This window comes from Planktothrix serta PCC 8927 (genome assembly GCF_900010725.2).
Taxonomy (GTDB): domain Bacteria; phylum Cyanobacteriota; class Cyanobacteriia; order Cyanobacteriales; family Microcoleaceae; genus Planktothrix; species Planktothrix serta.
Window position 1 is genome coordinate 103,874 of record NZ_LR734879.1, and the last position, 24,191, is coordinate 128,064.

33 protein-coding genes and 1 pseudogene are annotated in these 24,191 nt (G+C 39.3%); 20 read left to right on the forward strand and 14 right to left on the reverse strand.

The features are described from left to right. Positions 1-30 precede the first annotated feature (30 nt). The 3 genes from PL8927_RS21590 to PL8927_RS21600 all read left to right on the forward strand — a co-directional run bounded on the left by PL8927_RS21590 (position 31) and on the right by PL8927_RS21600 (position 2,876). Entirely contained in the window at positions 31-1,014 is a 984-nt protein-coding gene (locus PL8927_RS21590; protein ID WP_083625525.1) for a GntR family transcriptional regulator, read from the forward strand. A 79-nt stretch (positions 1,015-1,093) separates the two neighbouring features. Next, positions 1,094-1,264 carry a nitroreductase family protein gene (locus PL8927_RS21595; RefSeq protein ID WP_331281856.1) on the forward strand — a complete coding sequence of 57 codons (171 nt, stop codon included), beginning with the start codon at positions 1,094-1,096 and terminating at the stop codon, positions 1,262-1,264. Positions 1,265-1,373: 109 nt separating this feature from the next. Continuing rightward, positions 1,374-2,876 (forward strand): hypothetical protein, encoded by a 1,503-nt coding sequence (locus PL8927_RS21600; RefSeq protein ID WP_083625526.1) that lies wholly within the window; start codon positions 1,374-1,376, stop codon positions 2,874-2,876. Positions 2,877-3,247: 371 nt separating this feature from the next. On the opposite strand, the gene rsfS is transcribed toward PL8927_RS21600, so the two are convergent. The 3 genes from rsfS to PL8927_RS21615 form a co-directional block, all read right to left on the reverse strand. Then, a complete protein-coding gene (gene rsfS / locus PL8927_RS21605; RefSeq protein WP_231506103.1) occupies positions 3,248-3,691 on the reverse strand; it encodes a ribosome silencing factor in 444 nt (147 codons plus the stop codon). A 187-nt stretch (positions 3,692-3,878) separates the two neighbouring features. Then, positions 3,879-5,156: a WcaI family glycosyltransferase gene (locus tag PL8927_RS21610; RefSeq protein ID WP_083625528.1), complete on the reverse strand. Its 1,278-nt coding sequence runs from the start codon at positions 5,154-5,156 to the stop codon at positions 3,879-3,881. 381 nt (positions 5,157-5,537) lie between these two features. Then, positions 5,538-7,181: a DUF3352 domain-containing protein gene (locus tag PL8927_RS21615; protein WP_083625529.1), complete on the reverse strand. Its 1,644-nt coding sequence runs from the start codon at positions 7,179-7,181 to the stop codon at positions 5,538-5,540. A gap of 155 nt (positions 7,182-7,336) precedes the next feature. Here PL8927_RS21615 and thyD point away from each other — a divergent pair, with 155 nt between their 5' ends. Both thyD and PL8927_RS21625 read left to right on the forward strand, forming a co-directional pair. Further along, complete coding sequence (gene thyD / locus PL8927_RS21620) at positions 7,337-8,263, forward strand: thylakoid membrane protein ThyD (RefSeq protein ID WP_083625530.1); 927 nt, start codon at positions 7,337-7,339, stop codon at positions 8,261-8,263. A gap of 127 nt (positions 8,264-8,390) precedes the next feature. Further along, on the forward strand, positions 8,391-9,806 hold the full coding sequence (locus PL8927_RS21625; protein ID WP_083625531.1) for a GTP-binding protein: 1,416 nt from the start codon (positions 8,391-8,393) through the stop codon (positions 9,804-9,806). Here PL8927_RS21625 and PL8927_RS21630 read toward each other — a convergent pair. Further along, a complete protein-coding gene (locus tag PL8927_RS21630; protein WP_231506104.1) occupies positions 9,799-10,221 on the reverse strand; it encodes a DUF4359 domain-containing protein in 423 nt (140 codons plus the stop codon). The two genes, PL8927_RS21625 and PL8927_RS21630, sit on opposite strands and share 8 nt — an antisense overlap. Positions 10,222-10,428: 207 nt before the next feature. Here PL8927_RS21630 and PL8927_RS21635 point away from each other — a divergent pair, with 207 nt between their 5' ends. From PL8927_RS21635 to PL8927_RS21665, 7 genes are all read left to right on the forward strand, one after another. Then, positions 10,429-10,638: a hypothetical protein gene (locus tag PL8927_RS21635; protein ID WP_083625533.1), complete on the forward strand. Its 210-nt coding sequence runs from the start codon at positions 10,429-10,431 to the stop codon at positions 10,636-10,638. Then, a complete protein-coding gene (locus tag PL8927_RS21640; protein WP_083625534.1) occupies positions 10,635-11,048 on the forward strand; it encodes a type II toxin-antitoxin system VapC family toxin in 414 nt (137 codons plus the stop codon). The genes PL8927_RS21635 and PL8927_RS21640 overlap by 4 nt, the downstream gene beginning before the upstream one ends. Positions 11,049-11,420: 372 nt before the next feature. Continuing rightward, on the forward strand, positions 11,421-11,918 hold the full coding sequence (locus tag PL8927_RS21645) for a DUF2273 domain-containing protein (RefSeq protein WP_083625535.1): 498 nt from the start codon (positions 11,421-11,423) through the stop codon (positions 11,916-11,918). Beyond that, positions 11,881-12,117: a hypothetical protein gene (locus PL8927_RS21650; protein ID WP_197047510.1), complete on the forward strand. Its 237-nt coding sequence runs from the start codon at positions 11,881-11,883 to the stop codon at positions 12,115-12,117. The genes PL8927_RS21645 and PL8927_RS21650 overlap by 38 nt, the downstream gene beginning before the upstream one ends. 51 nt (positions 12,118-12,168) lie before the next feature. Beyond that, on the forward strand, positions 12,169-12,327 hold the full coding sequence (locus PL8927_RS21655) for a hypothetical protein (protein WP_156093279.1): 159 nt from the start codon (positions 12,169-12,171) through the stop codon (positions 12,325-12,327). A gap of 1 nt (position 12,328) precedes the next feature. Next, positions 12,329-12,544 carry a hypothetical protein gene (locus PL8927_RS21660; protein WP_036832737.1) on the forward strand — a complete coding sequence of 72 codons (216 nt, stop codon included), beginning with the start codon at positions 12,329-12,331 and terminating at the stop codon, positions 12,542-12,544. A gap of 3 nt (positions 12,545-12,547) precedes the next feature. Further along, a complete protein-coding gene (locus PL8927_RS21665; RefSeq protein WP_083625536.1) occupies positions 12,548-12,835 on the forward strand; it encodes a type II toxin-antitoxin system RelE/ParE family toxin in 288 nt (95 codons plus the stop codon). A 70-nt stretch (positions 12,836-12,905) separates the two neighbouring features. Here PL8927_RS21665 and PL8927_RS21670 read toward each other — a convergent pair whose 3' ends face one another. Together PL8927_RS21670 and PL8927_RS21675 are read right to left on the reverse strand one after the other, a co-directional pair. Continuing rightward, complete coding sequence (locus PL8927_RS21670; protein WP_083625537.1) at positions 12,906-13,184, reverse strand: type II toxin-antitoxin system RelE/ParE family toxin; 279 nt, start codon at positions 13,182-13,184, stop codon at positions 12,906-12,908. Continuing rightward, positions 13,174-13,416: a CopG family ribbon-helix-helix protein gene (locus PL8927_RS21675; RefSeq protein WP_083625538.1), complete on the reverse strand. Its 243-nt coding sequence runs from the start codon at positions 13,414-13,416 to the stop codon at positions 13,174-13,176. The genes PL8927_RS21670 and PL8927_RS21675 overlap by 11 nt, the downstream gene beginning before the upstream one ends. Positions 13,417-13,569: 153 nt before the next feature. Between PL8927_RS21675 and PL8927_RS21680 the strand changes: the two genes are divergently transcribed. Then, the gene (locus PL8927_RS21680) at positions 13,570-13,794 is read left to right on the forward strand and encodes a DUF433 domain-containing protein (protein WP_026794260.1); all 225 of its coding nucleotides are present in this window, start codon (positions 13,570-13,572) and stop codon (positions 13,792-13,794) included. Beyond that, positions 13,794-14,162: a DUF5615 family PIN-like protein gene (locus PL8927_RS21685; protein ID WP_083625539.1), complete on the forward strand. Its 369-nt coding sequence runs from the start codon at positions 13,794-13,796 to the stop codon at positions 14,160-14,162. Before PL8927_RS21680 ends, PL8927_RS21685 begins: the two co-directional genes overlap by 1 nt. 128 nt (positions 14,163-14,290) lie before the next feature. Here the strand turns inward: PL8927_RS21685 and vapC are convergent, their stop codons facing one another. Beyond that, positions 14,291-14,689: a type II toxin-antitoxin system VapC family toxin gene (gene vapC, locus PL8927_RS21690; RefSeq protein WP_083625540.1), complete on the reverse strand. Its 399-nt coding sequence runs from the start codon at positions 14,687-14,689 to the stop codon at positions 14,291-14,293. Next, positions 14,686-14,886, reverse strand: coding sequence for a type II toxin-antitoxin system VapB family antitoxin (locus PL8927_RS21695; RefSeq protein WP_083625541.1), 201 nt, complete (start codon positions 14,884-14,886; stop codon positions 14,686-14,688). Before PL8927_RS21695 ends, vapC begins: the two co-directional genes overlap by 4 nt. Positions 14,887-15,199: 313 nt before the next feature. Between PL8927_RS21695 and PL8927_RS28640 the strand changes: the two are divergent. Together PL8927_RS28640 and PL8927_RS21705 are read left to right on the forward strand one after the other, a co-directional pair. Next, positions 15,200-15,439 (forward strand): annotated as a pseudogene (locus PL8927_RS28640) (BrnT family toxin); the annotation flags it as partial. After that, positions 15,426-15,722 (forward strand): hypothetical protein, encoded by a 297-nt coding sequence (locus PL8927_RS21705; RefSeq protein ID WP_083625542.1) that lies wholly within the window; start codon positions 15,426-15,428, stop codon positions 15,720-15,722. The pseudogene PL8927_RS28640 and the gene PL8927_RS21705, both read left to right, overlap by 14 nt. An 89-nt stretch (positions 15,723-15,811) precedes the next feature. On the opposite strand, the gene PL8927_RS21710 is transcribed toward PL8927_RS21705, so the two are convergent. The 6 genes from PL8927_RS21710 to PL8927_RS21735 form a co-directional block, all read right to left on the reverse strand. After that, on the reverse strand, positions 15,812-16,075 hold the full coding sequence (locus PL8927_RS21710) for a DUF4926 domain-containing protein (RefSeq protein WP_083625543.1): 264 nt from the start codon (positions 16,073-16,075) through the stop codon (positions 15,812-15,814). Continuing rightward, positions 16,072-16,404, reverse strand: a complete 333-nt coding sequence (locus PL8927_RS21715; protein WP_083625544.1) for a DUF6883 domain-containing protein — start codon at positions 16,402-16,404, stop codon at positions 16,072-16,074. Before PL8927_RS21715 ends, PL8927_RS21710 begins: the two co-directional genes overlap by 4 nt. 12 nt (positions 16,405-16,416) lie before the next feature. Beyond that, positions 16,417-16,734, reverse strand: a complete 318-nt coding sequence (locus tag PL8927_RS21720) for a DUF433 domain-containing protein (RefSeq protein ID WP_083625545.1) — start codon at positions 16,732-16,734, stop codon at positions 16,417-16,419. A gap of 196 nt (positions 16,735-16,930) precedes the next feature. Then, positions 16,931-17,371 (reverse strand): DUF7689 domain-containing protein, encoded by a 441-nt coding sequence (locus PL8927_RS21725; protein ID WP_083625546.1) that lies wholly within the window; start codon positions 17,369-17,371, stop codon positions 16,931-16,933. After that, positions 17,364-17,852 carry a hypothetical protein gene (locus PL8927_RS21730; protein WP_083625547.1) on the reverse strand — a complete coding sequence of 163 codons (489 nt, stop codon included), beginning with the start codon at positions 17,850-17,852 and terminating at the stop codon, positions 17,364-17,366. The genes PL8927_RS21725 and PL8927_RS21730 overlap by 8 nt, the downstream gene beginning before the upstream one ends. Before the next feature lie 194 nt (positions 17,853-18,046). After that, positions 18,047-19,006: a M48 family metallopeptidase gene (locus PL8927_RS21735; RefSeq protein ID WP_083625548.1), complete on the reverse strand. Its 960-nt coding sequence runs from the start codon at positions 19,004-19,006 to the stop codon at positions 18,047-18,049. Between the two features lie 84 nt (positions 19,007-19,090). Here PL8927_RS21735 and PL8927_RS21740 point away from each other — a divergent pair, with 84 nt between their 5' ends. From PL8927_RS21740 to PL8927_RS21755, 4 genes are all read left to right on the forward strand, one after another. After that, positions 19,091-19,768 (forward strand): chromophore lyase CpcT/CpeT, encoded by a 678-nt coding sequence (locus tag PL8927_RS21740; RefSeq protein ID WP_083625549.1) that lies wholly within the window; start codon positions 19,091-19,093, stop codon positions 19,766-19,768. Between the two features lie 95 nt (positions 19,769-19,863). Next, positions 19,864-20,487: a hypothetical protein gene (locus PL8927_RS21745; RefSeq protein WP_083625550.1), complete on the forward strand. Its 624-nt coding sequence runs from the start codon at positions 19,864-19,866 to the stop codon at positions 20,485-20,487. Between the two features lie 185 nt (positions 20,488-20,672). After that, on the forward strand, positions 20,673-22,796 hold the full coding sequence (glgX, locus tag PL8927_RS21750) for a glycogen debranching protein GlgX (protein ID WP_083625551.1): 2,124 nt from the start codon (positions 20,673-20,675) through the stop codon (positions 22,794-22,796). 114 nt (positions 22,797-22,910) lie between these two features. Then, positions 22,911-24,107 (forward strand): glycosyltransferase, encoded by a 1,197-nt coding sequence (locus PL8927_RS21755; protein WP_083625552.1) that lies wholly within the window; start codon positions 22,911-22,913, stop codon positions 24,105-24,107. The last annotated feature ends 84 nt before the right edge of the window (positions 24,108-24,191 follow it).

Genomic DNA, 24,191 nt, shown 5'->3' on the forward strand with positions numbered 1-24,191 from the left:
TTTTGTTTTGATTTCCTTGGAGATGTAAAGATGGTTCGGTTTTATATTCAGCCTGATAGCGATATTCCAGCGTCTAACCAACTGTTTAATCAAATTCGGTTTGCGATCGCCTCTCGACAATTTCCCCCCGGACACCGTTTACCCAGCACTCGTCAACTCGCCATGGAAACGGGATTACACCGGAATACCATTAGCAAAGTCTATCGACAATTAGAAGATAATGGCTTAGTCGAAGCCCAGGCGGGATCAGGGATTTATGTCCGAGCATTAGGTCATGAAGGCGGATCTCGGTTACATTCGCCGATTTTAGAACATTCTCCCGAAGCCAATAAAATTATTCAACGCAGTTTAGATGAATTACTATCTCACGGATGCAGCCTCAATCAAGCCAGAGAAATGTTTCTGGGCGAAATTGATTGGCGATTACGCTGTAGTGCGAGAGTCTTAGTTACGGCGCCGACTCAAGATATTGGGATCGGACAATTGATGGCGCAGGAGTTAGAAGAAGCCTTGAAAATTCCAGTACAGTTAGTTCCCATGGAACAGTTACCCGACCTGTTAGAAAAAGTTCCATCGGGCACCGTTGTTACCAGTCGCTATTTTATTGGACAAGCTGAAGCGATCGCCGCCCCAAAATCCGTGCGGGTGATTCCCGTTGATATTTATAATTTTGCTAAGGAAATTGAATTAGTTCGAGATTTACCCAAAGGGACTTATTTAGGGATCATCAGTCTGAGTTCAGGATTATTACGAGCAACGGAAGTGATTATTCATAGTCTGCGGGGGGATGAAATTTTAGTGATGACGGCACAATTAACGGATACCTATAAAATTAATTCTATTGTTCGGACAGCGCGACTAATTGTTTGTGATCAAGCCAGTTATGCCATTGTTAAAGATCTCGTTCACACCCACCGCGAGGAACTCATTCGTCAGCCCCAACTGGTCTGCTGTCCCAATTATATTGGCGCCGAGTCGATTAGTTTACTGAAACGGGAGTTAGGTTTAAAGTAAATAGCAAGCCCAATTAGGTGCAAACCGAGTCAATCCCACACCATTAGCTTGATCGTTGGTGTCGGGAGGATGTCAAGGCGTGGATAGTTGTCCGATGGAGGGATTTGTTGCATCTCAGGTCAAAGCCGCATTTAATATTCCAGAAGAGGTTGATGTTTGTTGTCTCCTGGCTTTAGGATATGCGACAAAGCCTTTTAAAAAATATGGGGGAAGATTTTCTGTTGAACAAGTCTGTTATGGAGAATCATAAGGGGAAGTCTGGGAAGATGAATCTTTGACCTAGTTTCCAGAAGACCCTGATAAAATTTATCATCTAAAATTTCAAATTGTAGAATGTCTTACAAACTAGGGGCAAAATTATGAAAACAGCAATTTTAGAACAAACGCAGAAACAACAAGAATACAACAGTCAAACTTCTTCTGATGTAGAGACTAAAAATCCTTTTTTAGAAGAGGAAGAAGCCGAAAACCTGGAAGACAATCCGTTTGATCTTCAGGATTTAGAGAATTTAAGTTCTTCTCCCGATCCCGATGCTTCGACTTCCGAAATTTATCCCGAAGAACAACCCGTTAATAAACGATTTAATCCGGTTTTATTGGCACAAGTTGCTGCGGTTTTGGTGGTGGTATTCGGATGTGTTTATACCGTGACTCGCCCCTGTGTGATGGGAGAATGCCAGGAAGTAGATACTGCTAGAGACTTTAATCAAAAATCTAAACAAACCATTGAAACCGTTGCTTCTGCTCAAGCCCCTGTTTTAGCTCAACAGGATTTACAATCAGGAATTAAACTATTAGAAACGATTCCCTTTTGGTCGCCCCATTATCCTGAAGCTAAAGCCCTTTTATCAGTTTATCGCCAGGAATCTAATGAGTTAGATTCGGTATTAAAAGCATTAAAAACCGCAGCCAAAGCTTCAGAAATTAGCCAAAATCCTCCCCATCCGATAGAAGATTGGGTGAAGATGCAATCCTTGTGGGAGCAAGCGATCGCATCTTTAGAACAAGTCAAGAGTGGTAGTGTGGTTTATCCCTTTGCTCAAGCTCGATGGCAACAATATAGAGGCAATTTAGCCGAGGTGAGAAATCGCTTAAAATTAGAACGGGATGGAGAACAAATTTTAACCACAGCCAAAAAAGCCGCCCAAGTCGCAGAAGCTCGTCAAGGAGTGGCAAAATATGCAGACAGTTGGAAACAAGTATTTGATACTTGGCAAGTTGCTGCTAATACTTTAACAACGATTCCTTACGGGACAACGGCTTATCAATCTGCACAGGTTTTATTAGCACGTTATCAACCGAAATTAGAGGAAGCCCGCGATCGCAAAACTATTGAACAAGTGGGTTTAGATGCTTATAATCAAGCGGTTAATAATGCTGAACAAGCCACACTTTTAGAACAACGGGGTGCTTGGTCGGAGGCGGTTACCTATTGGAGTCGGGCGGTTACTTATGCGAAACAAGTTCCGGTAAGTAGTTCTTATTCTGCTAAAATCAAACCCCTTTTAACCACCTATAATGATTCTTGGAAACGGGCTGATGTTAAAAATCGAGTTACCTCTCGTTTAGAAAAAGCGCGTCAAGATTTAACGAAGTTGTGCAGTGGAAATCCCAAAGTTTGTAACTACAGTGTCACTGAAAATTTAATCACAGTTCGTTTAACATCGGATTATGTGAATCAAATTCAATCCACGGCTAAAACAGCCGATCAAAGCGGAGATTCTAAGAAACGTTCTGAAGCTGAAAATCACGTTCAAGTCCTGAAAGTGGCTTTAGAAACGATTAGTCAAAATGCCCAAATCCCCTTAGAAGTTTATGGAGCAGATAACCAAAAAATTGCTACCCATGTTCCGTTACAATAAGTCATAAAAACTTATATGAAATCCTTAAATTAGTGCTACAGATGGCAAGGGAACAGGGAACAGGGAACAGGGAACAGGAGGGAATAGGGAATAGAAANCTTGGTGAGAATCCAAGACCCCGAAATCCTAAGGGTTCCTCCGCACGGCTCGTCCGCGGAGGGTAAGTCAGGGCCTAAGGCGAGGCTGAAGAGCGTAGTCGNGATTTCATATTATTTTTTGAATCCAGAAATAGCAGTCAGAAAATTCTGCATTGTCCGATGCAATTTGATGGATGTTTATTCTCTTTGATTATATCTTTAGCGATCGCTATCTCTTGTAATATAGGGAGAGCGATCGCTATTTTTTAACATCCTTACAACCCTTGTAGAGTTTTAGGACTGCCAATGCACTTGTTCGGCGTGACCCCAGAAAGCTTCTAATTTATAAAAATCTCGTTCTTCAGGTAACAAAATATGAACAATTACATCGCCATAATCCATTAACACCCAATTACCATCATTTTGACCTGCAATTCTGAGGGGAAGCCGTTCTAGTTCTACTTCTATTTGATCAGAGATGGCTTGAGAAATTGCCCGGAGTTGAGCTTGAGAAAAGCCCGTTACAATTACAAAATAATCTGCTAAATAAGAAATTTCTGATACGCACAGCACCAGAATATTATCCGCTTTCCGGTCATCTGCTGCGCGGGCGGCGGCCAGTGCCGTTTCCTTGCTGGTATCGGGATCAGAATCGGCAGAGATGATCGCGGGATCAGAGGCGTATTTGGTTTTGGCGTGATCAAACATTAAGCTCTTGTATTCCTCGTATATTGACATCCTCCCCACCCTAGAAGTGCAGGGATTCCAAACATCACTGTTTAGGTTTTCTCTTGAGAGCGATTAACCCTAAAACTAATGATTATTCTAATTATCTTAATCCTTATTTTTAATTTTGGACAATTCAGCTTTTGGAAAAGCGGACTGGATGGGGGACAGTTAGCCTGAAAGGGTGATCACCTCTAAATCATCGTCTCACAGATTCGGGCTGGGATTCTAAAAGGGGTGTAGATTTTGTTACCACTTCTGCAAATAAAGTTTCATACAGGCTCAACGCTTGTTCAATGCCATAATAGTCTTCAGCGTATTTTCGACCCTGTTTCCCCAAAGCTTCTAGCTGATCTGGATTTTTGTAAAGATGTGTAATCGCTTCAGCTAAACTCTCTGGGTCTTCTGGTGGCACCACAATTCCTCCTCCACTTTTGATAATGACTTCTTTAGCCGTTCCTGTATCAGGAACAGAGGCAACAATTGCACAGCCACTCGCTAATAAAACCGGAATTTTAGAGGGTAAATTAAAGGCTGTTACCTGTCGTTTTTGCACCACTAATCCCACATTAGCAGCCGATAACATCTCCGGTAATTTTTCACGCGGTTCTAATGGAATAAATAAAATATTTTGGGTTTGATAATCCTGGCGTAAATTCTCTAACTCTTGTAATGCTTCCTGTTCCCCGGCAATCACAAAAGAGATTTCAGGAATATACTCTAATAAGGTTGCCGCTTTTATAACCGTTTCTAACCCTTGAGTTAAAGCAATATTCCCCGAATACAGAACTATAAATTTATCTTGCAGTTGATACTTGATCCGAAAGGGATTATTCGTCTCCGGTAAAGGTCGAATAAAATTCGTATCTACCCAATTCGGAATATAAACAATTTTATTCTCAGGAACCCCTTGCTTTACTAACTTATCAACAAAACTCTGGGCAATAACAGAAATTCGCTCAACTTTTTTGTATGTTAACTGTTCAACGGCTTGGGCTGTTTTAATCACAATCCCATCAGGATTAACTAATTTTACCCGCAGGGCGGCTTCTGAAACAATATCCTGAATATTGAGGATGACTGGACAACGGCGAACTGTTGCATAAAAAGTAACCGGAACACTCACCAATAAAGGCGGAACCGTTGCAAAAATTAGATCAGGTCGCCACCCATTAAACGCCTGAACCATACTCGTCATAATAAAACTACCATCGAGAAGCAGACGATCCAATAACCCCGGCTTAGGGCCACGCACCCAAATATAGCTGCGCTGAATTATCACCCCATTGCGTTCTTCCGTCAGATAAAACTTATGCTGATAGCCCTCATAAATCCGGCGTTCAGGATAGTTGGGCATTCCCGTGACAACCCGCACTTGATGCCCTCGTCTGACCAAGCCTTCGGCTAGTTCTGTCATCAGAGGAGCAATACCAATGGGTTCAGGATAGTAGTTATAGGAATAAATTAATATACGCATACGCTTTGGGTAGACCTAAAAACGGTTTTAGCATGATTCGTCTTTAAACTTTAGACTCCTGGGCATGATCAAGAAAATATCATCTGAGCCTTGAGAATTCTAAACTATTTTAACCTGGGATTTTTTAACGTTAGATTTTGGCTGTTCTAGCTACTTACCTAGATTCGTACTACTTAAAACCTTCAGTCTCAGCCAGGAGGAGGGATAAAAATCACAATTAGATGTCAAGGGATGAAGGCTATCCAGTCGGCAAGACTTAAAGTTAGACTCGTTATTTTTGCGCTTGTCTCATTGCACTCCCACTCATCGTACCCATATCCGCAGCCAAAATACTAGAGTTGAACAGAAAATCCTCGCCTCTGTCGCTTATGGCCTGTTGTCCTAGCTTTTCGGCTTCAGCACCAATACCATCTCCACTTCCACCTCTGAAGCATCAGGAAACCGGGCACTGATCCCGACACCTCGAATGGAATTGAGCATTGTCATCCGGTTGGGTTGTAGGGAAATAGCCGGGGACGCTAACAGATATCCCATCGCCCAAGCGGTAATTTTTTCCATATCTAAATAGACATAACTATGATGGGAATTGGGTAAAGATTTGCTAATCTCTTGGAATCGTTGGCTTTTGTTCAGGGGTTGTTGGGGTTGCTGGGTAATCGCTTCCACCACTGGCCCCCCAAAGGCGAGAAACATTAAATTGGGATTTAACCAACCATGCCCAAATAAGGTTCCTTGTTTGGGGTCATTCCATTCAGTGACGGCAATTCCGGCTAAGGTATTTTGTTCAATATTAATCGGAGGATTACTATTGGCAATAATAGTATTAAGTTTATTTAACATTCGTTCGGCGGCGGGGCGATCGCTGGTTTCTATTAACAATACTCCCCCTAATCCCAAGGACGCTAACACTCCTTTTTCCGATGCGATCGCACCCAAAGCAAATTCCCCATCCATCCAGCCAAAAACTTCTGTATCCGCATCTAAATCAATCGCTTGCAGTCCCAAACGAATTTGACGGGTCAGATTCTCAAAATTGGGATTGTTTTTTCCTAATGTTAAAAACTGTAACCACAGTTGATCGAGATCATGGCTATTGACAAAGGCGACGGTTTCTGTGGGAAAGCGATTTACCATTTTCCCAAATTCTGGGGAATGCTGCGATACAGCACCATCGGGACGGAACTGGGCGATGGTTTTGAAGCGAATTCCTTCCGATTCTACCCCAACCCCCAAAATAACGGATTGAATCGGTTTAAATGGAGATAAGGATTCACCGGATAAACGGGAAGCATCGGGCCAAGTGGTACTTAAATCTTTCATAAAACCCTCATAGTCCGCTATAAATACAGTGACTAAGGGATTAGAGAGGTTTGCATTTTTAAAGAACAGGTCGGATTTTCCTGATAAACTAACAAGGGACGGCGATCCTCTGAAGGTATCGATCGCCCGTTTCACAGGTTCAGGACGGGCTGCAATCACTAATTGATCATTCACAACCGCGACATTGTACTGTTTTCCGCTTTTTTCGGTGTAACGGGACAGGGTAATGCCTCGATATTGACTCTGTTGAGATTTGATATCCGGTGAAGCCTTTACTTTTTGGGCAAAATGCCATGCTTTCCATTGATTTTTAATTCCCACCACCATTAACAATTGCGGATCAGAGGCGGGTTTGACTGGATCGGGAGGGAGTAACGTTACCATCACCCCGCCGATCCAAGGTTGAATATCTCGATTGAAATTAATCGCTGTGCCTGCTAAACTTTGCTTTTGAAAGGCTTGAATTCCTTGTCCGATTAACGCTTGGGTTTCTGGAGTACCAAAATTTTGTAATTGTGATAAGGCGTGAGGCGTGGGAGATACAAAGGTTGCCATGATCGCTTCACCCGGCACAAGTTTGCCCGTTTCTAAGGCACTATAGGCTTTGTACCGTTGATGAGTTAAATACAGGACGGTGGCGATACTCCCGATACAGGCGATCGCTGCAACAGCTATGATCAGTTTTGATTTTTTCTGGATCAGCATGATGATTTCCAAGCGGGGGTTTTCAGGAATGTTTCTGATCAGAAAGAAAGCGGTTATTTCTCCCTATGTTAGCTTGCTACCCGCACAGGGGAAGTACCAAAGATTTGATAATCTAAAGACACAGGTGCGACCATTCAGCTATTAAGAGTTATTTAATGAAAGTAGCAGTTACAGGAGCAACGGGATTTGTCGGAAGTCGTTTAGTAGAACGACTACAACAGGAAGGCCATTCGGTGTTAGTCCTGACCCGCAACCCAGAACAAGCTAAACGAGTGTTTCCCAGTTCTGTCTCTTCCGGGTTAGAAATTGTGGGTTATACTCCGACGAAATCGGGGGCTTGGCAACAGGCGATTTCTGGCTGTGATGGCGTGGTGAATCTCGCTGGAGCCCCCATTGCGGATGAACGCTGGACACCCCAACGCAAACAGGAAATTTTAGAAAGTCGTTCAACGGCGACTCAAAAATTAGTGGAAGCGATCGCTCAAGCTGATTCTAAACCGAGTGTTCTGGTGAGTGCTTCGGCGGTTGGATATTACGGAACCAGCGAAACGGCCCTGTTTGATGAAAATAGTCCCAATGGACGGGATTTTCTCGCCAATGTCTGTCTGGCTTGGGAAGCCGCCGCCCAACAGGTAGAGGAAGTCGGAACTCGTTTAGTGATCTTAAGATTAGGAATTGTCTTAGGAATGGGAGGAGCATTAGAAAAAATGTTAACTCCTTTTAAACTGTTTGCAGGGGGGCCGTTAGGTTCAGGACATCAATGGTTTTCTTGGATTCATCGGGAAGATTTAGTCAATTTAATTCTATTTAGTTTAACAAATTCCCAACTAGAAGGGGTTCTGAATGCAACCGCACCCAACCCGGTAAAAATGGAGCAATTATGTCACGCTTTGGGTGAAGTTTTGCATCGTCCTTCTTGGCTTCCGGTTCCTGATTTTGCCCTGGAAATGTTATTAGGAGATGCGGCGCAGGTAATTCTCCAAGGTCAACAAGTTATCCCTAAACGTACCCTATCTTACAACTTTAATTATCAATATCCAACGATTAAACCTGCCCTAGAAGAAATTTTATCGTCTTCATAAATGGGGTAATTTTGTCAGAGATAAAGCTTCTGTAAGGGCGAGGAGACCTCGCCCCTACATCTCCCTGTTCCCTGTTCCCTGTTCCCTTTCTCAACTCGGTCATTTATTTTGCACAACTACTTATATAATGAATACTCATTTTAATCAAGCTCGTTCTAGTTTAAAACAAACCTTGGCGCGTTATCACCATTTACGACGTCAACGGCGGAGTTCTCATCCTGAATTACAAGCGACATTACAAAAACAGTTAGAAGTCTTATCAACGAATTTAGAAAAGCTGGAACAGGGGTTAATTAGAATTGCGGTATTTGGGTTAGTGAGTCGGGGAAAATCGGCAGTTTTAAATGGGTTATTAGGGGAAAAAATTCTCCAAACAGGCCCCTTAAATGGCGTGACACAATGGCCCCGTTCTGTGCGTTGGAGTGTACCTTTATCTCATATTGAAGAACCCAACCGGATTGATAATATTGAAGACCTAAATCCGATTTTAGTTGAGTTAATTGATACCCCTGGATTAGATGAAGTCGCCGGACAAGTTCGGGGGGACATGGCAAAGGAAGTAACTCGCCAAGCGGATTTAATTTTATTTGTGGTATCGGGGGATTTAACCCGAACGGAATATGATGCCCTTTTAGAATTACAAACTGCTCATAAACCGTTAATTATTGTGTTTAATAAAATTGATTTATATACGGAAATAGAACAGGATAAAATTTATCGAAATTTACAACAATTAGCCAAAATTCCAAACCCAGAATTAGATCAGTTTTCTTCGTCTACTGAGATAGATATTCCTCAACATTCAACCCCATTTGAAATTGTTAAAGTATCAGCCGAACCCGCACCTGTAAAACTGAGAATTGAATGGCCGGACGGTCATATAACTTATGAATGGGAGTCTCCACCGCCCCAAATTGATGAATTAAAACACATTCTTTTAAAGTTATTAAATCGAGAAGGGCGATCGCTTTTAGCGTTAAATGCGTTAGTTCAAGCAAGAGAAGCAGAACGTATTATTGCGCGTCAAAGTATTCAATTACAAGCGGCGGAAGCGGAAGAATTAATCTGGAAATTTACGCGCTATAAAGCCTTAGCTGTAGCGTTAAATCCGATTGCGATTTTAGATGTTTTGGGTGCAACGATTAGCGATTTGATTTTAATTCGTTCCTTATCTCGTTTATATGGTTTACCGATGACCAGTTATGAAGCGGGGAAATTATGGAAAAAAATTCTATTGAGTTCGGGAGGATTATTATTAGCAGAAATGGGAAGCGGTTGGATATTAGGATTTGGTAAAAGTGCCGCAGGGTTAGCAACGGATCTCGCTAATTATGCGGGAATTGCGATTACTCAAGCGTCTATTTCTGCCTATTTAACCTATACGGTGGGTCAGGCGGCGCAAGTGTATTTAGAAAAGGGCTGTACTTGGGGTGAAAATGGGATTGATACGACGATTAAAGAGATTCTAAATCAAGTTAATCGAGATAGTTTTATTACGCAATTAAAGCAGGAAATTGAAGGCAATTCTCAACCTATCATTTAGAGGTAGATTGAGAGGTTTTAGGGTCTTTTGTGGGAAAGGTTAGAAAATTGCCAAACCCTCCTAATGTTTGATATTTATATCCGGCAATCTCGGTGGTATAAACACTAAATAAAACCGTATTTTGTCGAGTTGTAGATTTATCAATCGTATCTTTAATTAAGTTGCGTTGGGTGGTAACTAAGGTATTACAAGTATTGACTAATGTATTAGAAAGTCCTTTTAAAAATTCCGGGACTTGGGACTCTTGACAAATCGATTTTTTAATTTCTGCGGATAATTGATCAGAAGCATAATTGAGATATTCTTCTCGCGGAGGATTAGTAAATGCCATTGTTCCTGCTAAAATCGTGAGTATAATTGCACCTTTACCGATATAACCTGAAGACGGTTTAGATTGAATAGTGTCAAGTTTCATCATGTTAGTTAGAGAGTGAGTTAGAACCAATACTAGAATATCTTTATTGTATCTTTCAAGGGTTCCTGTGTCGATTCAGGATTTCCGAATTTAGAAAATGTGATCAGGCTTTTTTTCCAAAAGTGCGATCGCTATCAAAATAGATTATAATAGAATAGCCCAACTTACTCGACAGATTAATAACATAATCAATTGAGGTTATTTTAAATGAGATTAACAGCAACAGATCAAGGATTATTAATACCCAAAGAAATGTTAGGAAAAAATCAAGAGTTTGAAATCATTCAAGAACAGGAAAAAATTATTATTACGGGTATCAAAAAAGAATCTTCGATTTGGGATTTAGGTTCAAACCCTGTGGAATGTGATCTAAAAGATGGCGCAGTTAATCATGATCATTATCTGTATATTCCATGAAAAATATCTATTTTTTAGATACCAGCTATATTTTAGCTCTGGAAATAATAAATGAAGACGCTCATAAAAAAGTATTACAAAATTGGGTGGCTTTAGCAAGCTCCAAACCTTTTTTAGTAACCACAACATACATTTTTGATGAAGTCGTAACTTTTTTTAATAGTCGCAACTTTCATTATAAAGCAGTTGAAGTTGGTAATCGTCTCTTGGAAAGTCGTGATATAGAGTTAATAGAGATTGATCGGACTTTCTTTAATCAGGGATGGCAATATTTTCAAAAGCATAAAGACAAATCTTATTCCCTCACTGATTGTTTATCATTTATCGTTATGGAAGAACGAGAGATTGTTACAGCTTTAACCTTAGATCATCATTTTATTCAAGCTGGATTTCAAATTTTACCATCATAACCTAACTGCAAATAACTTTTTATTTTTATCCCCTAAAAGTTAGATGATAGTTCATGTATGATGGTTTCTAAGATAGCCATTTTCCTAATTGGGTTAGAAACCAGGTTTCTTAAATTTTTTTGTTGAATGATTAACTAAAATTTGAAATAGCAGATTGTCTAAGCAGGGGAGAAACCCTAAAGCGGGTTTGCTGTTGCTGTTCTTCGGGTTCAATGTAAGTCATATAAATGTTTTCCTGTATTGGCAAAAACCAAGTTATCAGCTACAATACTTATCAAAGCGATTAATATTCCTGATATGCCTTGGATTTAACAAACATAAAAGGCAGTCAGATCGACATGAAAAAACTCAATTAGTTGATCGAGGCAAACTATGACAACGCCAGCCTTATCTCCCGCCCAAGCTAACTTAAAATTAGCTCTCTGGCAAGTCGATGCAGATTCCATGAGTAGCAGTGATTTGTTTGTTTGGTTAAATGATAGCGGTTTACCTTTAGAAGTGACAACTCGTCTGCATCAACTTGTTACCTATACAAAAAAAGCTGGTCATAAAGTAATTGCAATTGGCAAAATTATTCTGATTAAAATTATCGAATTTGTGCAAGCTAATCCAAATTTAGTTATGGGAATGGCTGTGGGTGCGGCGGTAGGAATTTTAGGATATTCGGTTCCTTTTTTGGGCCCATTGTTAGGCCCTATTACCACTGCATTAGGGGTGACTATTGGTGCGATCTCAGGTCATCGCTTAGATCAAGGACATCGCCAATCTGACGGTATTACGGGAGTAACTCAAAGTCTGATTGAAATTGCTCAAAAATTCTTTAAGCTATTCATTGTTAGAACAACTAAAACAACAGAAAAAAGAAATTGAAGCGAAAGAAAGAGCTTCTGAAGTAGAAGAAAGCGACAAAACAGAATTCATTTTTTGCCTAAAAGAACCTATTAAGCTTAATCTCATTAGTCCTAAAGATGCCCAACAATTAATCGGTGCTGTTGAATCTGGTCAACTGCCAATTAAGGAAGCCATTAAAATGGTTCAGGATGTTGTAGAAGCAGCCAAAGTTCAATGATTACAGTGATTTTTCGTGGGTTGATTTTCTACTATTGCTCACTATTTTAATTTGAAATATACGGGTATCGCTCCTTTTTTATTAGGGGCGATCAGTTTTTGTTTAGAAGATGCGATCGCTCTTTTGATTTTTGATCGGGCGATCATTTTCAGAACATCAAAAATATTTTGCTATAATCAATTTAACTTTGATAAAACGACTAAATATTAATATGAACATCACTTTTAAACAAAATTTGATTAATACATTTGATAATTTAACTTCAGAAGAACGAGATCAACTGATTGAGTTTCTGCAAAAACGCCGGCTAGAGTTACAAGAACAAGAAATACTAAAATCTGTCAAGCTGACACGAGAAGCCAAGAAAAATGGCACAGCTTTTTGTGGTACTGCGGAAGAAGCAATTGCAAATCTTTTGGCAGACTAATTTATGAAAATAGTCTATGAAAATAGTTTTAAAAGGTCATTTAAAAGATTAGTAAAGAAGAATCCCCAACTGCAAGAAAAAGTCATTTCAGTAATAACTTTATTATCTGAAGACCCTTTTATCCCATCCCTAAAAACCCATAAATTAAAGGTAAATCTGGATGGTTTGTGGTCTTGCTCTGTTGCCTATGATTGTAGAATTATTTTTGATATGGAAACAATAGACGAGTCAACAGGAGAGGGGATTTTAAACTTATATTATATTGGTAGTCATGATGAGGCTTATAGTTGATATGATTTTGATTTTTGAAAGTGCGATCGCTCTTATTTTCTTCATTCCCCGATTTCAAAACAACTTGCCCTCATTCTGGATATTTTCTGGAAGCATGAAGAACCCGAATGATTTGTACAGTTTCCTCTTTTACTCGGTAAATGACAAGATAAGGTGTATTAGCAATGACAAGTTCTCTAGTACCTTCTACACGACCATATCTTCCCATAAATGGATATTGTGCTAATTGATTCACAGTATCCTTAATCCTCACAATTGTTTGCCTTGCTGCGTCTGCATCGTCAGAAGAAATATATGTGTACACTATCTCCAGATTTCGCAGCGCCCTTCGCAGCCACTTAATTTTCATTGATTAACTTAGCAAAAACACCTTGAACTTCTTCATCGCTGGCAAAGTCATTTGCTTCTGCTTCACCAATACCTCTCTCGATCTCTGAACCTAGCCATTGATTAATGTCCAGATAGCTGTCAATCGCCTCATTAACTACGTCGCTGAAATCCCTTTCCATTAAGGTAGCGATCGCAGAAATTGCAGCTTTTTTCTCGCTATCCAATGTTAGCATCATGTTTTCTTTGTTCATCGTTTGTATGGTTATTATCAATAGTATGATGTCATTATAACATATCTTCCTTTTTTTTCCAAATAACAAAAGGTGCGATCGTCATTCCTTAAGTTAAAATATAAGTTGTCATATCCGATCATATAACTGATCAGATTCATCAAAAGACAAGTTATGCCTGTAAACTGGAGAGAACATATCGTTAGTACCCCCGATGTACTGCGAGGTAAACCAAGAATCAAAGGAACTAGAATTCCCGTTAGTCTGATTTTAGGATATTTAGCATCAAATAACACTGTCGAACAAATCATGGACGAGTTTCCAGATATTGTCAAAGAACAGATAGCTGCTTGTCTTGATTATGCTCGTGATTTATCAGATTTTGAAACAGTTGCCTAATGGGTTTAAGATTGTTCATCGATCAATGTGTTCCTAAGTCTATTATTTCAATCCTTCGTGATACCGAACATGAAGTTTTTGTATTGGGAGATTACATTCCAATTGAATCTCCAGATATTATTGTCATTGCCAAAGCTCAGGAATTAAATGCCATACTTGTTTCTCTCAATGGAGACTTCGCAGATATTGTGACTTATCCGCCAAGTTCATATCAAGGAATCATTTCTATTCAACTGAGAAATCACCCGGAAATTATTCCTCAGTTGATGGCAAGGCTAACAGAATACTTATCATTGCACGATAGTGAGGAGCATTATCGAGGTAAATTACTACTGGTAGAAGTTTACAGAATTCGCATTCGAGAGTAAAAATTGACAGCGATCGCCATTTTTTCCCAAATAACAAAAAGTGCGATCGCTCTTTTTTTACAAGATGCGATCGCGCTTATTTTCCGAAAGTGCGATCGCCTCATATCAAGCTTTTACCCGTTACAAACTCATAGCAATATGACAGGAATGTGCGATCGGAAATTCTCAAAATCTTTATCAGTAGTGAAAATGCTGTAGCCGCGACGATGAGCAACGGCACATAGCAGAAAATCAGTATTTGAACCCTGAACGCCTTTAGTGCGACAGGTATTGAAAAACTCTGCGGCTAACTCATAATCTTCAGTTGTTAGCTCTAAATCAGGAAAAGCTCGAAGATACTCTTGCAAACGAACAAACTGTTCCTTATAGCGCACCCCAGAAAGCACCTCCTGACGAATAGCCCCTAGTAAAACAACTCGTCCATCTACAATCAAATCGCGCAGAACATTAACGATCACGATCGCATCATTTGTTGTGTTCCGCCGCAATGCCAGCGACCAAACGGAACTATCAACAAGAACATTCATAAGGTTTGTCGCTGTTGCTTGTAGTTATAATCTTCATCGTAGTCAATAGCACCAAACAATTCCAATATTTTTAGTTGTTTACGACGTTGAATATACTCGCGTAAAGCTGCTTCAATTAATGTAGTAGGTGTTGAATGGTTACTCAAATCAAGAGCTTCTTGAAGAAGAGTTTTGTCAATTTCGAGCGTAGTTACCATGTATTTTCCTCCTGCAAGTAGGGTATGACACAATTGCCACCAGACAATACTGTAATTCTAGTGTAGCACTGAAACTCCTTTAAGGGGCGATCGCCCTTATTTTCCCAAATAACAAAAGGTGCGATCGCTCTTTATTTGGAAGATGCGATCGCGTTTTTTCCAAAAGTGCGATCGCGTTCTGAATTTAATTTCTGGAAGAAAGAAAAACCTAGTTTCGCTGATACTTTCGCTTTTCTCTAAATAATGTTAATATTGAAGTATGGATAGTGTGTACAGACTACAAGGTATTGACTTTGAATAGGACACAAACAAAGCCGAGAGCAACCTAGAAAAACATGGCGTTAGCTTTGAAGAAGCCGCAGAAGTTTTCTTCGATCCATTCTATCAGGAGGGAGACGCTACTGGCAGTGAAGAACCCCGCGATTTTATACTGGGTTATTCCCTTTCTCAACGCCTATTACTCGTAGTTTATGTAAAACGTAGTCTGCGAATCCGCATCATTTCTTCCCGTCCTGCTACCCGCACTGAAAGGAAATTATATGAACAATCCTGAAGCAGAAATAAAATTGCAATTGCGGCCTCGGATCACGGAAACAGTCTCGATTGAAGTCCCAATAGATACTTTAGAATCACTGACAAAAATAGCGACAATTCGAGATATGTCTGTAGAAGCGTTGCTGAAGTTTTATATAGGACAAGGCTTACGGACAGACTTAACTAAAGCCTTTTCAGAACGCCTGTTGGATACAACGGCTCAAGTTCTAGCCAGACATCTTGATTCAGAAGAAGAAATATCCACGATTATTCGAGAAATTCAAGCTGAAACTGCACGTTAAATGATAGCGTAATTACAAAAATAAATGCGATCGCTCTTTCTTTCCCAAAGCGCGATCGCTTCTCTCTAACTTCTATTCCTCTTACGTTTCTAAGCAACAGCTAGTTCATATTGCAGAACTAAAATTTCATCTGCTTTTAAAATAGCCATAGCATATTCAATCCCTTGACTATCAGCAAACTCCACTAAATACCGACATTCCTTTTCCGTATCATACACTTCAACAATAGTTCCTACAAGTCCTACTGGTAAACTAGGTACAGATTCGTATTCCGGTTCCACTAGCGTTAACCGTGTATTTGAAATAGGCTTGAGAATAGCAACAGAATCGAAAAGTTTAAGGTGTTTTGTCATAGTTTAAGGAAAGCTGAAATCAAACGAGGATTAGAATTAGTTGAAGTAATTTCCCAAATTGTCCGAAGTTGAATCCCTGCTGTATTGGGTACAGTCCAATCAACTTTAAACTGTTGCCCAAAATCAGTAATATTTTGTTGGATAACTTCACCTTCAATAGCTGCTTTTTGAATAAGCTCTCGCAAAACCTCTGCATTGTTAGTGGTGATTCCCAAAACCGACGCAAAGACTCTGGCTTTGTGTTTGCCACTCGAATGCTCTTGATTTAAGCAGTAGCCGACCAGCTTTTGCAGAGAAATTTCAGCCTGATTACCATTGGGTAGTTTCATTATAACTCCTCCTCACCTCCTAATTAGGATCAATTTTTCTTGTAACGGAGAGGGTGGACTATTGCGCTTTAATTCTTCTACCCTAGCTCGACTTTCAGCCGTGCGGCGATCAATTTCTTCTCTATGATCGTAATAATAAGTCATTGCTGCATGAACAGAGGCTAGAGGCAAATCATACTTACCTGCGATTTCTTCTATAGAAATTCCCATTTTGAGATACATTTCGGCGATGTGTGCTACAGCAATTCGATGACCTGAAATGCACGGTTTACCACCAAGTACCCCAGAGGTGATTTCAATATGTTCTGTGATGACAGATTTCTTAGACATTATAGTAAAAGACTCTTAATAGTTAATGTTTAATCTCTTTAATGTTAGCACAAATAGATGTAGTGCGATCGCCGCTAAAAATTTAACTACTTACCAATAGTATTAGCCGAACTCTAATTAATGAATAAATGTGCTGGTATCGCTCCTTTTTTATTAGGGGCAATAATTTTTATTTAGAAGATGCGATCGCCCTTCCCTAATTTACTGCACGTTTGAGAATTTGAGCGACAACTCCGTACCTATCCCCCGTCAATCCATCCAGTTCGTGTTCAATATCTTCCAACCAGCCCAGCTTACTCGTCCACTTACCATTTGCTAATTGTCTAGCTGCATGAGTTGGAATACCGCTTGAGTCAATATATATCGCTATTTTCTCATATCCAACTTCTAATCCATCGCCCTGACAAATTTCATATCCCAGTGTTTTATAAGCCTGAATATAGGCTGCTATCGTCTCCTCTTGCGGCACACCTTCTGGCCAATAAAATTGCTCTCCAGGTATCGGTTGCCACCAACGATCATTTTCCGCCGCCGCCCATGCAAAGCAGTTATATTCTTGAGATTTGGGGCTGGTAACTTGATAATCCGTGCGAGATAAATTTTGCCACTTAACTTCAAGTTCTGGTCTTCTATACATTATCTTCGATCGCGTAACCTTGATTTTTACCCCACTCTATCCAAGCTGATGCCATCTGTTTTACCCGACCCCTTTGTTCTGATTTAATCGGATTTTCACCCGTAATTGCAGTCAACGCTGATAACCAGTAAAGCGGATTATTTTTGAGTTCTAATAGCAAAATCGGCACTATTTTAGTTCCCATATTAATAATTTCCTGATAGGCTGGATGCTCAGACATTTGAGCAGTTGAAGACAGTCCAGAAACCTCTTTCTCCCAATCGGAGGCTAGTGCATAAAATTTTTCAACTACCTCTGTGGAAATTTCAGCATTGTTGTTAAGGCTATTTTTAGCAGTATTTGGTGAAGAAAATTCTCCCCGTGCGAGAAAGTTTTCTATCCCTATTAAGACTAACTCTTCTATCGACAGATTCAGTTCGTTGGCAACTTGTTGTAATTTGAGAAGGCGCTCATCTGAAATAGAGATTGAGATCGTGTTCATCTGGATTACAAACTAGCATAATGCCTTGAGTGTAGCAAAAAAATTACTGACTTTATGTTTTGTGATGACGGATTTATTAGACATTGGTTTCTTGCCATCGGGCCCAGAAACCGGGTTTCTCTCCCAGAGTTAATGATATTAAAGCTAGATTAATACAGAAACCCGGTTTCTTGAATTTTGGTTTCTTGAGAATATTATTTAGATTTCATCCGATTAATTTGATTTTGTAACTCCTCAATTTGGCGACGTAAATCATCGACTTCATCTTGAGATTTTTCGGCTTTAACATTCACTGAACCTTCGGCGGTTGCTCGTTGATATTGACCGGAGCGAATTTTTCGATATTCCGCAGAATCAGCCCATTCTCGTAAATATTGAATCCGTTCAACGGGAAAGGGATGACTTAACATCATGCTTTGACCGCCATTATACAATAAAAATTTATAGACTTGATTTAAACCATCTTGATCTAAATCTCGATATTGTTCTGACTGACGAATAAATTCATCTAAACTACATTCTTGAGCATATTTTGTACTGACTCCCGCTAATTCCATCATGGATTTCATCACACATTTAAGATCATCTGTCACTAATAATGCCGCCCGGTCTGCGGATAATTCGGCTTTTCTACGCCATTCATAAAAGGCATAAATTAAACCACTACTGACTAAATTTCCTAATCCAAAGGTCATTTCTCCGATCATTGAAGCTACACCCATTGCCCAAATTGCCATCTGATTTAAAATTGGATGACCGCATTTAATATGGCCTAATTCATGGGCTAAAACCGCTCGTAATTCTGCTTCATCTACTAAGTCTAAAAGACCTGTATTCAGAATAATATAAGGGTGTTCTTGTCCCAGAGCAAAACTATTAACTTGGGGATTTTGAGAGACAAATAAACCGGGTTCAGGATAAATATCTAAATCTCGCACACATTCTCGAAATAGATGATAAATACTCGCATATTGTCTCGGCCCAACTTGTATACTATTGCCCATTAAGTAAACATATTGAGGCCGTTCATAGACAAATTCTACAAATTTACTGGCAATTAAATCAAAGCCAGGAACACTGCGTAAAGCAGCTTCTGCTTCTTGATCAAGGGGATGACGAAAGGCTTCGCTAGAAATTCCGGTGTAAGTGGGCATAATAATAATTTACAAGGTAATGTTAGAAAGTGGATTTACAATGTTTTGAAGCCCTGAAGGGCTTACTACGGTTTGGATGTTCCGATGATTAAATTATCTCCCATTTCTATTCTAGGGGTTGCTATTATTTTCGGTGGATGTGTGACTCAACCTGATCCGATGTCTGGTCAAGTTCAGGAAGTGGCATCTTATTTGACAGGGGTAATGGAGACTTCAGCACAGGCTAAAGCGATTCCTGATGCGCCCAGTGTTCGGATGACGACTTGTGAGGTGAAATTGAACAATACAGATGGTTCTGTTCAACATTCTAACGGGGTTTTTCTCTATCAAGAACAGGCCTTAACTCGTGATTTATCAAAACCCTATCGTCAGAGATTTTTAGAAATTATACCAAGTTCTGAGGGAAACAGTGTGGAGTCCGTTAGTTTTAAACCCATTAACCCTAAAAATTGGATTGGTTTGTGTGAAAAACCGCTATCAGAACGGGTGGTTAATTCTCAAGAAATTGATAATCTTAATTGTCGTGTATTTTTAAAACCTGTCGGAACTCAATATTTAGGTGAAACGCAACCGGGAGGATGTGTTACTAATTTTAAGGGAGCGGTTAAAGTCACGAATACGATTAAGTTAGATCAAAAGGGAATGGAAACTCAAGATCGAGGGTTTGATGCGAAAGGTAAACAAGTTTGGGGGGCTGAAAATCGTTCCTATCAATATCAGAAAGTTAGGGAACAGGGAACAGGGAACGGGGAACAGAAATAAAAGAAACTTCACCATAATCTTTTAGGTTTGCTACATTATTAAATACCCTAGTTTTGTGACTGCTATAAACTTTAAACCCTTTGATTTCTATTAAAATGATACTCAATCTTTTAATCATTAGTTTATTTTGGTCAGTGGGACTTTTGCTCGATTTATGGGATATTGCCCGCTATGTTCCTACTGTGGATATCTTAACCTCCGAATTACTGCAAGAACGGATTCTTGTTGGTGCAGCTTGTGGATTAATTGGGGGATTAAGTGTGGGATGGGGTTTGAAAAAAGTTATCCCGTCTTTAAGTGGAATTCGTGTCGTTATTATTGCCTTAATGTGGGCGATCGCCTTCGCAATTGGAGTACAACTTAGTGCTTATATTAATGAATATGATCTGGCTTTTAATCAGTTACATTTAGATTCCTTTACATTAGGTTCAATTCGTCAATTAATTAATTTTACCATTGCGGGTTTAATTGGCGGTTGTTTCATGGGTCTTGTTGTCAAAAAAATTGATCCTTCAATTTCTTTTTTAAAAATTATCTTAATTATTGGGTGTTGGTGGAGCAGTTTAATTTTAGCCGCAGGCTTGATTTTTATTATTCCTTGGCAAGGTGGAACCGGAATTTTACGTTCATTTTTAGCAGGATTAAGTATTGCCATTTTAGGGGCAGGAATTATGTTTTTACAGGTTAAATTTTTACCTTCTGAAGAAATATCGTCTTAGGTAGTAAAAATAATAGTGTAGCAACATCAAGTAGAAAAATTAATAATAAAATTAAAAAAATCTACCTTTAGGGATATGCTGATTCCTGATAAAACTGGATAGGATTTGATTTTGAAAGTAGTATTCTTCATTCCTCTAACATGGGGATGTAACATTATTAAACCCTCTCCCCTGGAGTCAACGCTATGTATATTCCTTTATGGCCGGGTAAACCTTATCCATTAGGTTCTCATTGGGATGGAAAAGGAACAAACTTTGCTTTATTTTCCGAAAATGCGACGGCTGTTGAACTCTGTTTGTTTGATCAAAAAGGAAAAGAAACTCGTTTATTTTTAACAGAAGTTAGTAATTTTATTTGGCATGGTTATGTACCCAGTGTAGGGCCAGGTCAACGCTATGGTTTTCGAGTACACGGCTCCTATAAACTTCATGAAGGTCATCGTTTTAACCCTAATAAACTATTAATTGATCCCTATGCTAAAGCTATTGATGGGGATATTCAAGGGGGAATAGAAACGTTAGGTTATATTGCAGAACACCCCGATCAAGATTTTTCCTATTCTGAAGAAGATGATGCTCATTTAGTCCCGAAATCCGTTGTAATTAATGAAGCTTTTGATTGGGGAAAAGATCAACTTTTACGCATTCCTTCCCATGAAACCATTATTTATGAAGCTCATGTCAAAGGGTTTACTAAACTAAATCCTGACATTCCTGAACCCTTACGCGGAACCTATGCAGGAGTCGGACATCCCGCCAGTATTTCTTATTTACAATCTATTGGAATAACAGCCATAGAATTAATGCCTGTACATCATTATTTAGCCTATCCCGGCTATTTAGTGGATAAAGGCTTAAAAAATTATTGGGGCTATGATTCCATTAACTATTTTGCCCCCTATTCGGGTTATAGTTCCAGTGGCACATTAGGGCAACAAGTAACGGAATTTAAACAAATGGTTAAAGCCCTTCATCAAGGGGGAATTGAAGTCATTTTAGATGTGGTTTATAACCATACCGGAGAAGGCAATCATTTAGGGCCGACGCTATCTTTAAAAGGCATTGATAACGCAGCTTATTACCGTTTAGTGGATGAAGATCCTCGCTATTATATGGATTTTACAGGCTGTGGAAATTCCCTGAATGTTCGCCATCCGCAAGTGTTGAAATTGATTATGGATAGTTTGCGGTATTGGGTGTTAGAAATGCACGTCGATGGGTTCCGATTTGATTTAGCTTCGGCTTTAGCACGGGAACTTTATGCTGTGGATCGATTAGCCGCATTTTTTGATATTATTCATCAAGATCCGGTGTTATCTGACGTGAAATTAATTGCTGAACCTTGGGATATTGGAGAAGGAGGATATCAAGTTGGTGAATTCCCCTTATTATGGTCAGAATGGAACGGAAAATATCGAGATAATGCCCGCAATTTCTGGCGAGGAGAAGACCAAACTTTAGCAGAATTTGCCTATCGTTTTACAGGAAGTTCAGATTTATATCAGTTTAATGGTCGCCGTCCCAATGCGAGTATTAATTTTATCACGGCTCATGATGGATTTACGTTGAATGATTTAGTCAGTTACAACTATAAACATAATGAAGCTAATGGAGAAAATAACCAAGATGGGGATCATCATAATAGCTCTTGGAATTGTGGAGAAGAAGGCCCTACAGATAACCCTGATGTGTTGAAACTTCGCAACCGTCAACGACGGAATTTTTTAACCACTTTGATGTTATCTCAAGGGGTTCCGATGATGTTAAGTGGAGATGAAATTGGGCGATCGCAACAAGGGAATAATAATCCTTATTGTCAAGATAATGAAATTTCTTGGCTAGATTGGAATTTACAAGAAGAAAATTCTTCTTTATTAGACTTTACCCGTCAATTGATTTATTTCCGTCGTCAACATCCGGTTTTTCGCCGTCGGAAATGGTTCCAAGGTCGGGCAATTTATGGTTCAGGAGTGACCGATTTGGGATGGTTTAACCCCGATGGCGGTGTGATGACTGAGGAACAATGGAACATGGGATTTGCTAAAGCTATTGGTGTATTTTTAAATGGTGAAGAAATTCTCACACCAGGAGAACGGGGAGAACGCATTATTGATGATAGTTTTTATATCCTGTTCAATGCTCATTATGAACCCCTAGATTTCTTTCTCCCTGAAGCCATGGCAAATCGAGAATGGCAAGTTATAATTGATACGAATCAATCTCGTTTTGTTAAAGATGATATTCGTTATACCTTGGATAAACCCATTACGGTAACTGAGCGATCGCTAATGGTTTTAAAACGGTTGTAATCGCAATTAAGGCTAGGATTAAAGCGATTTTTTTAACCTTTGTAGAGGTACAATCTGGTATTTCTATAAAGGTTAAAAAAATAAAATAAAGTTAGGAAATGAGGAAACAGAACGATGAAATCCTTAAAGTTGGTCTTACTTCCTGGTTTAAAAGTCAAAAAAGCATCAAACCATCAAATGATCATCACTCAAAAATTTATCGATGGTGTTTTTGAGTATCAAAAGTATTGGCCAGGCTCCATAGTAGTCCTCATTGAGGAAGATGAGGGTTTAAATAAAAATCTTGACAATAGATTAATTAATGTTGATGAATTACCTTTTGACATAGAAATTATTAACTTTGATTCTATACCCGAACGTCAAGAATTACACGAAAATTCGGTTTTTCTGAGCAGTACCAGCTTTAGACACAATCAGATCAGTAAAGTTTGTAAATCCCATAATATTCCCTGTATTTATATTACTGAATACAGCTTAAAAACCCGAATGCAAATTATCAATGCGACGACTCAAAATCCGATTCTAAGGCTGAGAAGATATGTTTGGCAAATTTTGCAAGAGTTTAAACAACGAAAAGCGATCGCCATCGCTAATGGAGTTCAGTGTAATGGTGTTCCAACTTACAAAGCTTATCAAAAAATTACCCCCAATCCTTGCCTTTATTTTGATACTCGAATTACAGAAGATATGATAGTTAGCCCTGCTAATTTAGCGACAAGAACCGATCAATGTCTAGAAAAAAAACCTCTGCGTTTACTCTTTTCTGGACGTTTAATTAAAATGAAAGGTGCAGATCACTTAATCTTAGTTGCTGAAAATCTTAAAAAGCTTGGGGTTAAATTCGAGATGTTTATTTGTGGCGATGGTGAATTGAAAGAAACAATGCAACAGCAAATTGAACTGAGGGGACTTTCTGATTCTATTAAAATGCTAGGGGTTCTGGAATTTAAAACAGAATTGGTTCCTTTTGTTCAAAAAAATGTGGATTTATTTATCTGTTGTCATCGCCAAGGTGATCCTTCTTGCACCTATTTAGAAACGATGAGTTGTGGCGTTCCCATTGTGGGATATGACAATGAAGCTTTTGTTGGGGTTGTTCACCACTCCCAGGCGGGTTGGTTTGTGAAGATGAATCGACCGGATTTATTGGCTGGAAAAATTGCCGAGTTAAATCAAAATCGGGAAGCAATAGTTGCTGAATCTTATCAATCTCTTGAATTTGCCAAACAACATACATTTGAAAAAACATTTCAAAGAAGGATTGCTCATATTCAAGAAATAGCAGCTATTAGAGAAGACTTTGTTTCTTAAGGGGAGTTATGCTAGACTAAAATAACGCTCTGATTCCTGATTAAAACCTGAAACTTACCCCAGGGTTAAAGATATTAAACAACA

Coding starts and splice junctions, on each gene's coding strand:
- PL8927_RS21590 (WP_083625525.1), top strand. CDS start 31: ATGGTTCGGTTTTATATTCAGCCTGATAGCGATATTCCAGCGTCTAAC.
- PL8927_RS21600 (WP_083625526.1), top strand. CDS start 1,374: ATGAAAACAGCAATTTTAGAACAAACGCAGAAACAACAAGAATACAAC.
- rsfS (WP_231506103.1), bottom strand. CDS start 3,691: ATGTCAATATACGAGGAATACAAGAGCTTAATGTTTGATCACGCCAAA.
- PL8927_RS21610 (WP_083625528.1), bottom strand. CDS start 5,156: ATGCGTATATTAATTTATTCCTATAACTACTATCCTGAACCCATTGGT.
- PL8927_RS21615 (WP_083625529.1), bottom strand. CDS start 7,181: ATGCTGATCCAGAAAAAATCAAAACTGATCATAGCTGTTGCAGCGATC.
- thyD (WP_083625530.1), top strand. CDS start 7,337: ATGAAAGTAGCAGTTACAGGAGCAACGGGATTTGTCGGAAGTCGTTTA.
- PL8927_RS21625 (WP_083625531.1), top strand. CDS start 8,391: ATGAATACTCATTTTAATCAAGCTCGTTCTAGTTTAAAACAAACCTTG.
- PL8927_RS21630 (WP_231506104.1), bottom strand. CDS start 10,221: ATGAAACTTGACACTATTCAATCTAAACCGTCTTCAGGTTATATCGGT.
- PL8927_RS21635 (WP_083625533.1), top strand. CDS start 10,429: ATGAGATTAACAGCAACAGATCAAGGATTATTAATACCCAAAGAAATG.
- PL8927_RS21640 (WP_083625534.1), top strand. CDS start 10,635: ATGAAAAATATCTATTTTTTAGATACCAGCTATATTTTAGCTCTGGAA.
- PL8927_RS21645 (WP_083625535.1), top strand. CDS start 11,421: ATGACAACGCCAGCCTTATCTCCCGCCCAAGCTAACTTAAAATTAGCT.
- PL8927_RS21660 (WP_036832737.1), top strand. CDS start 12,329: ATGAACATCACTTTTAAACAAAATTTGATTAATACATTTGATAATTTA.
- PL8927_RS21665 (WP_083625536.1), top strand. CDS start 12,548: ATGAAAATAGTCTATGAAAATAGTTTTAAAAGGTCATTTAAAAGATTA.
- PL8927_RS21670 (WP_083625537.1), bottom strand. CDS start 13,184: ATGAAAATTAAGTGGCTGCGAAGGGCGCTGCGAAATCTGGAGATAGTG.
- PL8927_RS21675 (WP_083625538.1), bottom strand. CDS start 13,416: ATGAACAAAGAAAACATGATGCTAACATTGGATAGCGAGAAAAAAGCT.
- PL8927_RS21680 (WP_026794260.1), top strand. CDS start 13,570: ATGCCTGTAAACTGGAGAGAACATATCGTTAGTACCCCCGATGTACTG.
- PL8927_RS21685 (WP_083625539.1), top strand. CDS start 13,794: ATGGGTTTAAGATTGTTCATCGATCAATGTGTTCCTAAGTCTATTATT.
- vapC (WP_083625540.1), bottom strand. CDS start 14,689: ATGAATGTTCTTGTTGATAGTTCCGTTTGGTCGCTGGCATTGCGGCGG.
- PL8927_RS21695 (WP_083625541.1), bottom strand. CDS start 14,886: ATGGTAACTACGCTCGAAATTGACAAAACTCTTCTTCAAGAAGCTCTT.
- PL8927_RS21705 (WP_083625542.1), top strand. CDS start 15,426: ATGAACAATCCTGAAGCAGAAATAAAATTGCAATTGCGGCCTCGGATC.
- PL8927_RS21710 (WP_083625543.1), bottom strand. CDS start 16,075: ATGACAAAACACCTTAAACTTTTCGATTCTGTTGCTATTCTCAAGCCT.
- PL8927_RS21715 (WP_083625544.1), bottom strand. CDS start 16,404: ATGAAACTACCCAATGGTAATCAGGCTGAAATTTCTCTGCAAAAGCTG.
- PL8927_RS21720 (WP_083625545.1), bottom strand. CDS start 16,734: ATGTCTAAGAAATCTGTCATCACAGAACATATTGAAATCACCTCTGGG.
- PL8927_RS21725 (WP_083625546.1), bottom strand. CDS start 17,371: ATGTATAGAAGACCAGAACTTGAAGTTAAGTGGCAAAATTTATCTCGC.
- PL8927_RS21730 (WP_083625547.1), bottom strand. CDS start 17,852: ATGAACACGATCTCAATCTCTATTTCAGATGAGCGCCTTCTCAAATTA.
- PL8927_RS21735 (WP_083625548.1), bottom strand. CDS start 19,006: ATGCCCACTTACACCGGAATTTCTAGCGAAGCCTTTCGTCATCCCCTT.
- PL8927_RS21740 (WP_083625549.1), top strand. CDS start 19,091: ATGATTAAATTATCTCCCATTTCTATTCTAGGGGTTGCTATTATTTTC.
- PL8927_RS21745 (WP_083625550.1), top strand. CDS start 19,864: ATGATACTCAATCTTTTAATCATTAGTTTATTTTGGTCAGTGGGACTT.
- glgX (WP_083625551.1), top strand. CDS start 20,673: ATGTATATTCCTTTATGGCCGGGTAAACCTTATCCATTAGGTTCTCAT.
- PL8927_RS21755 (WP_083625552.1), top strand. CDS start 22,911: ATGAAATCCTTAAAGTTGGTCTTACTTCCTGGTTTAAAAGTCAAAAAA.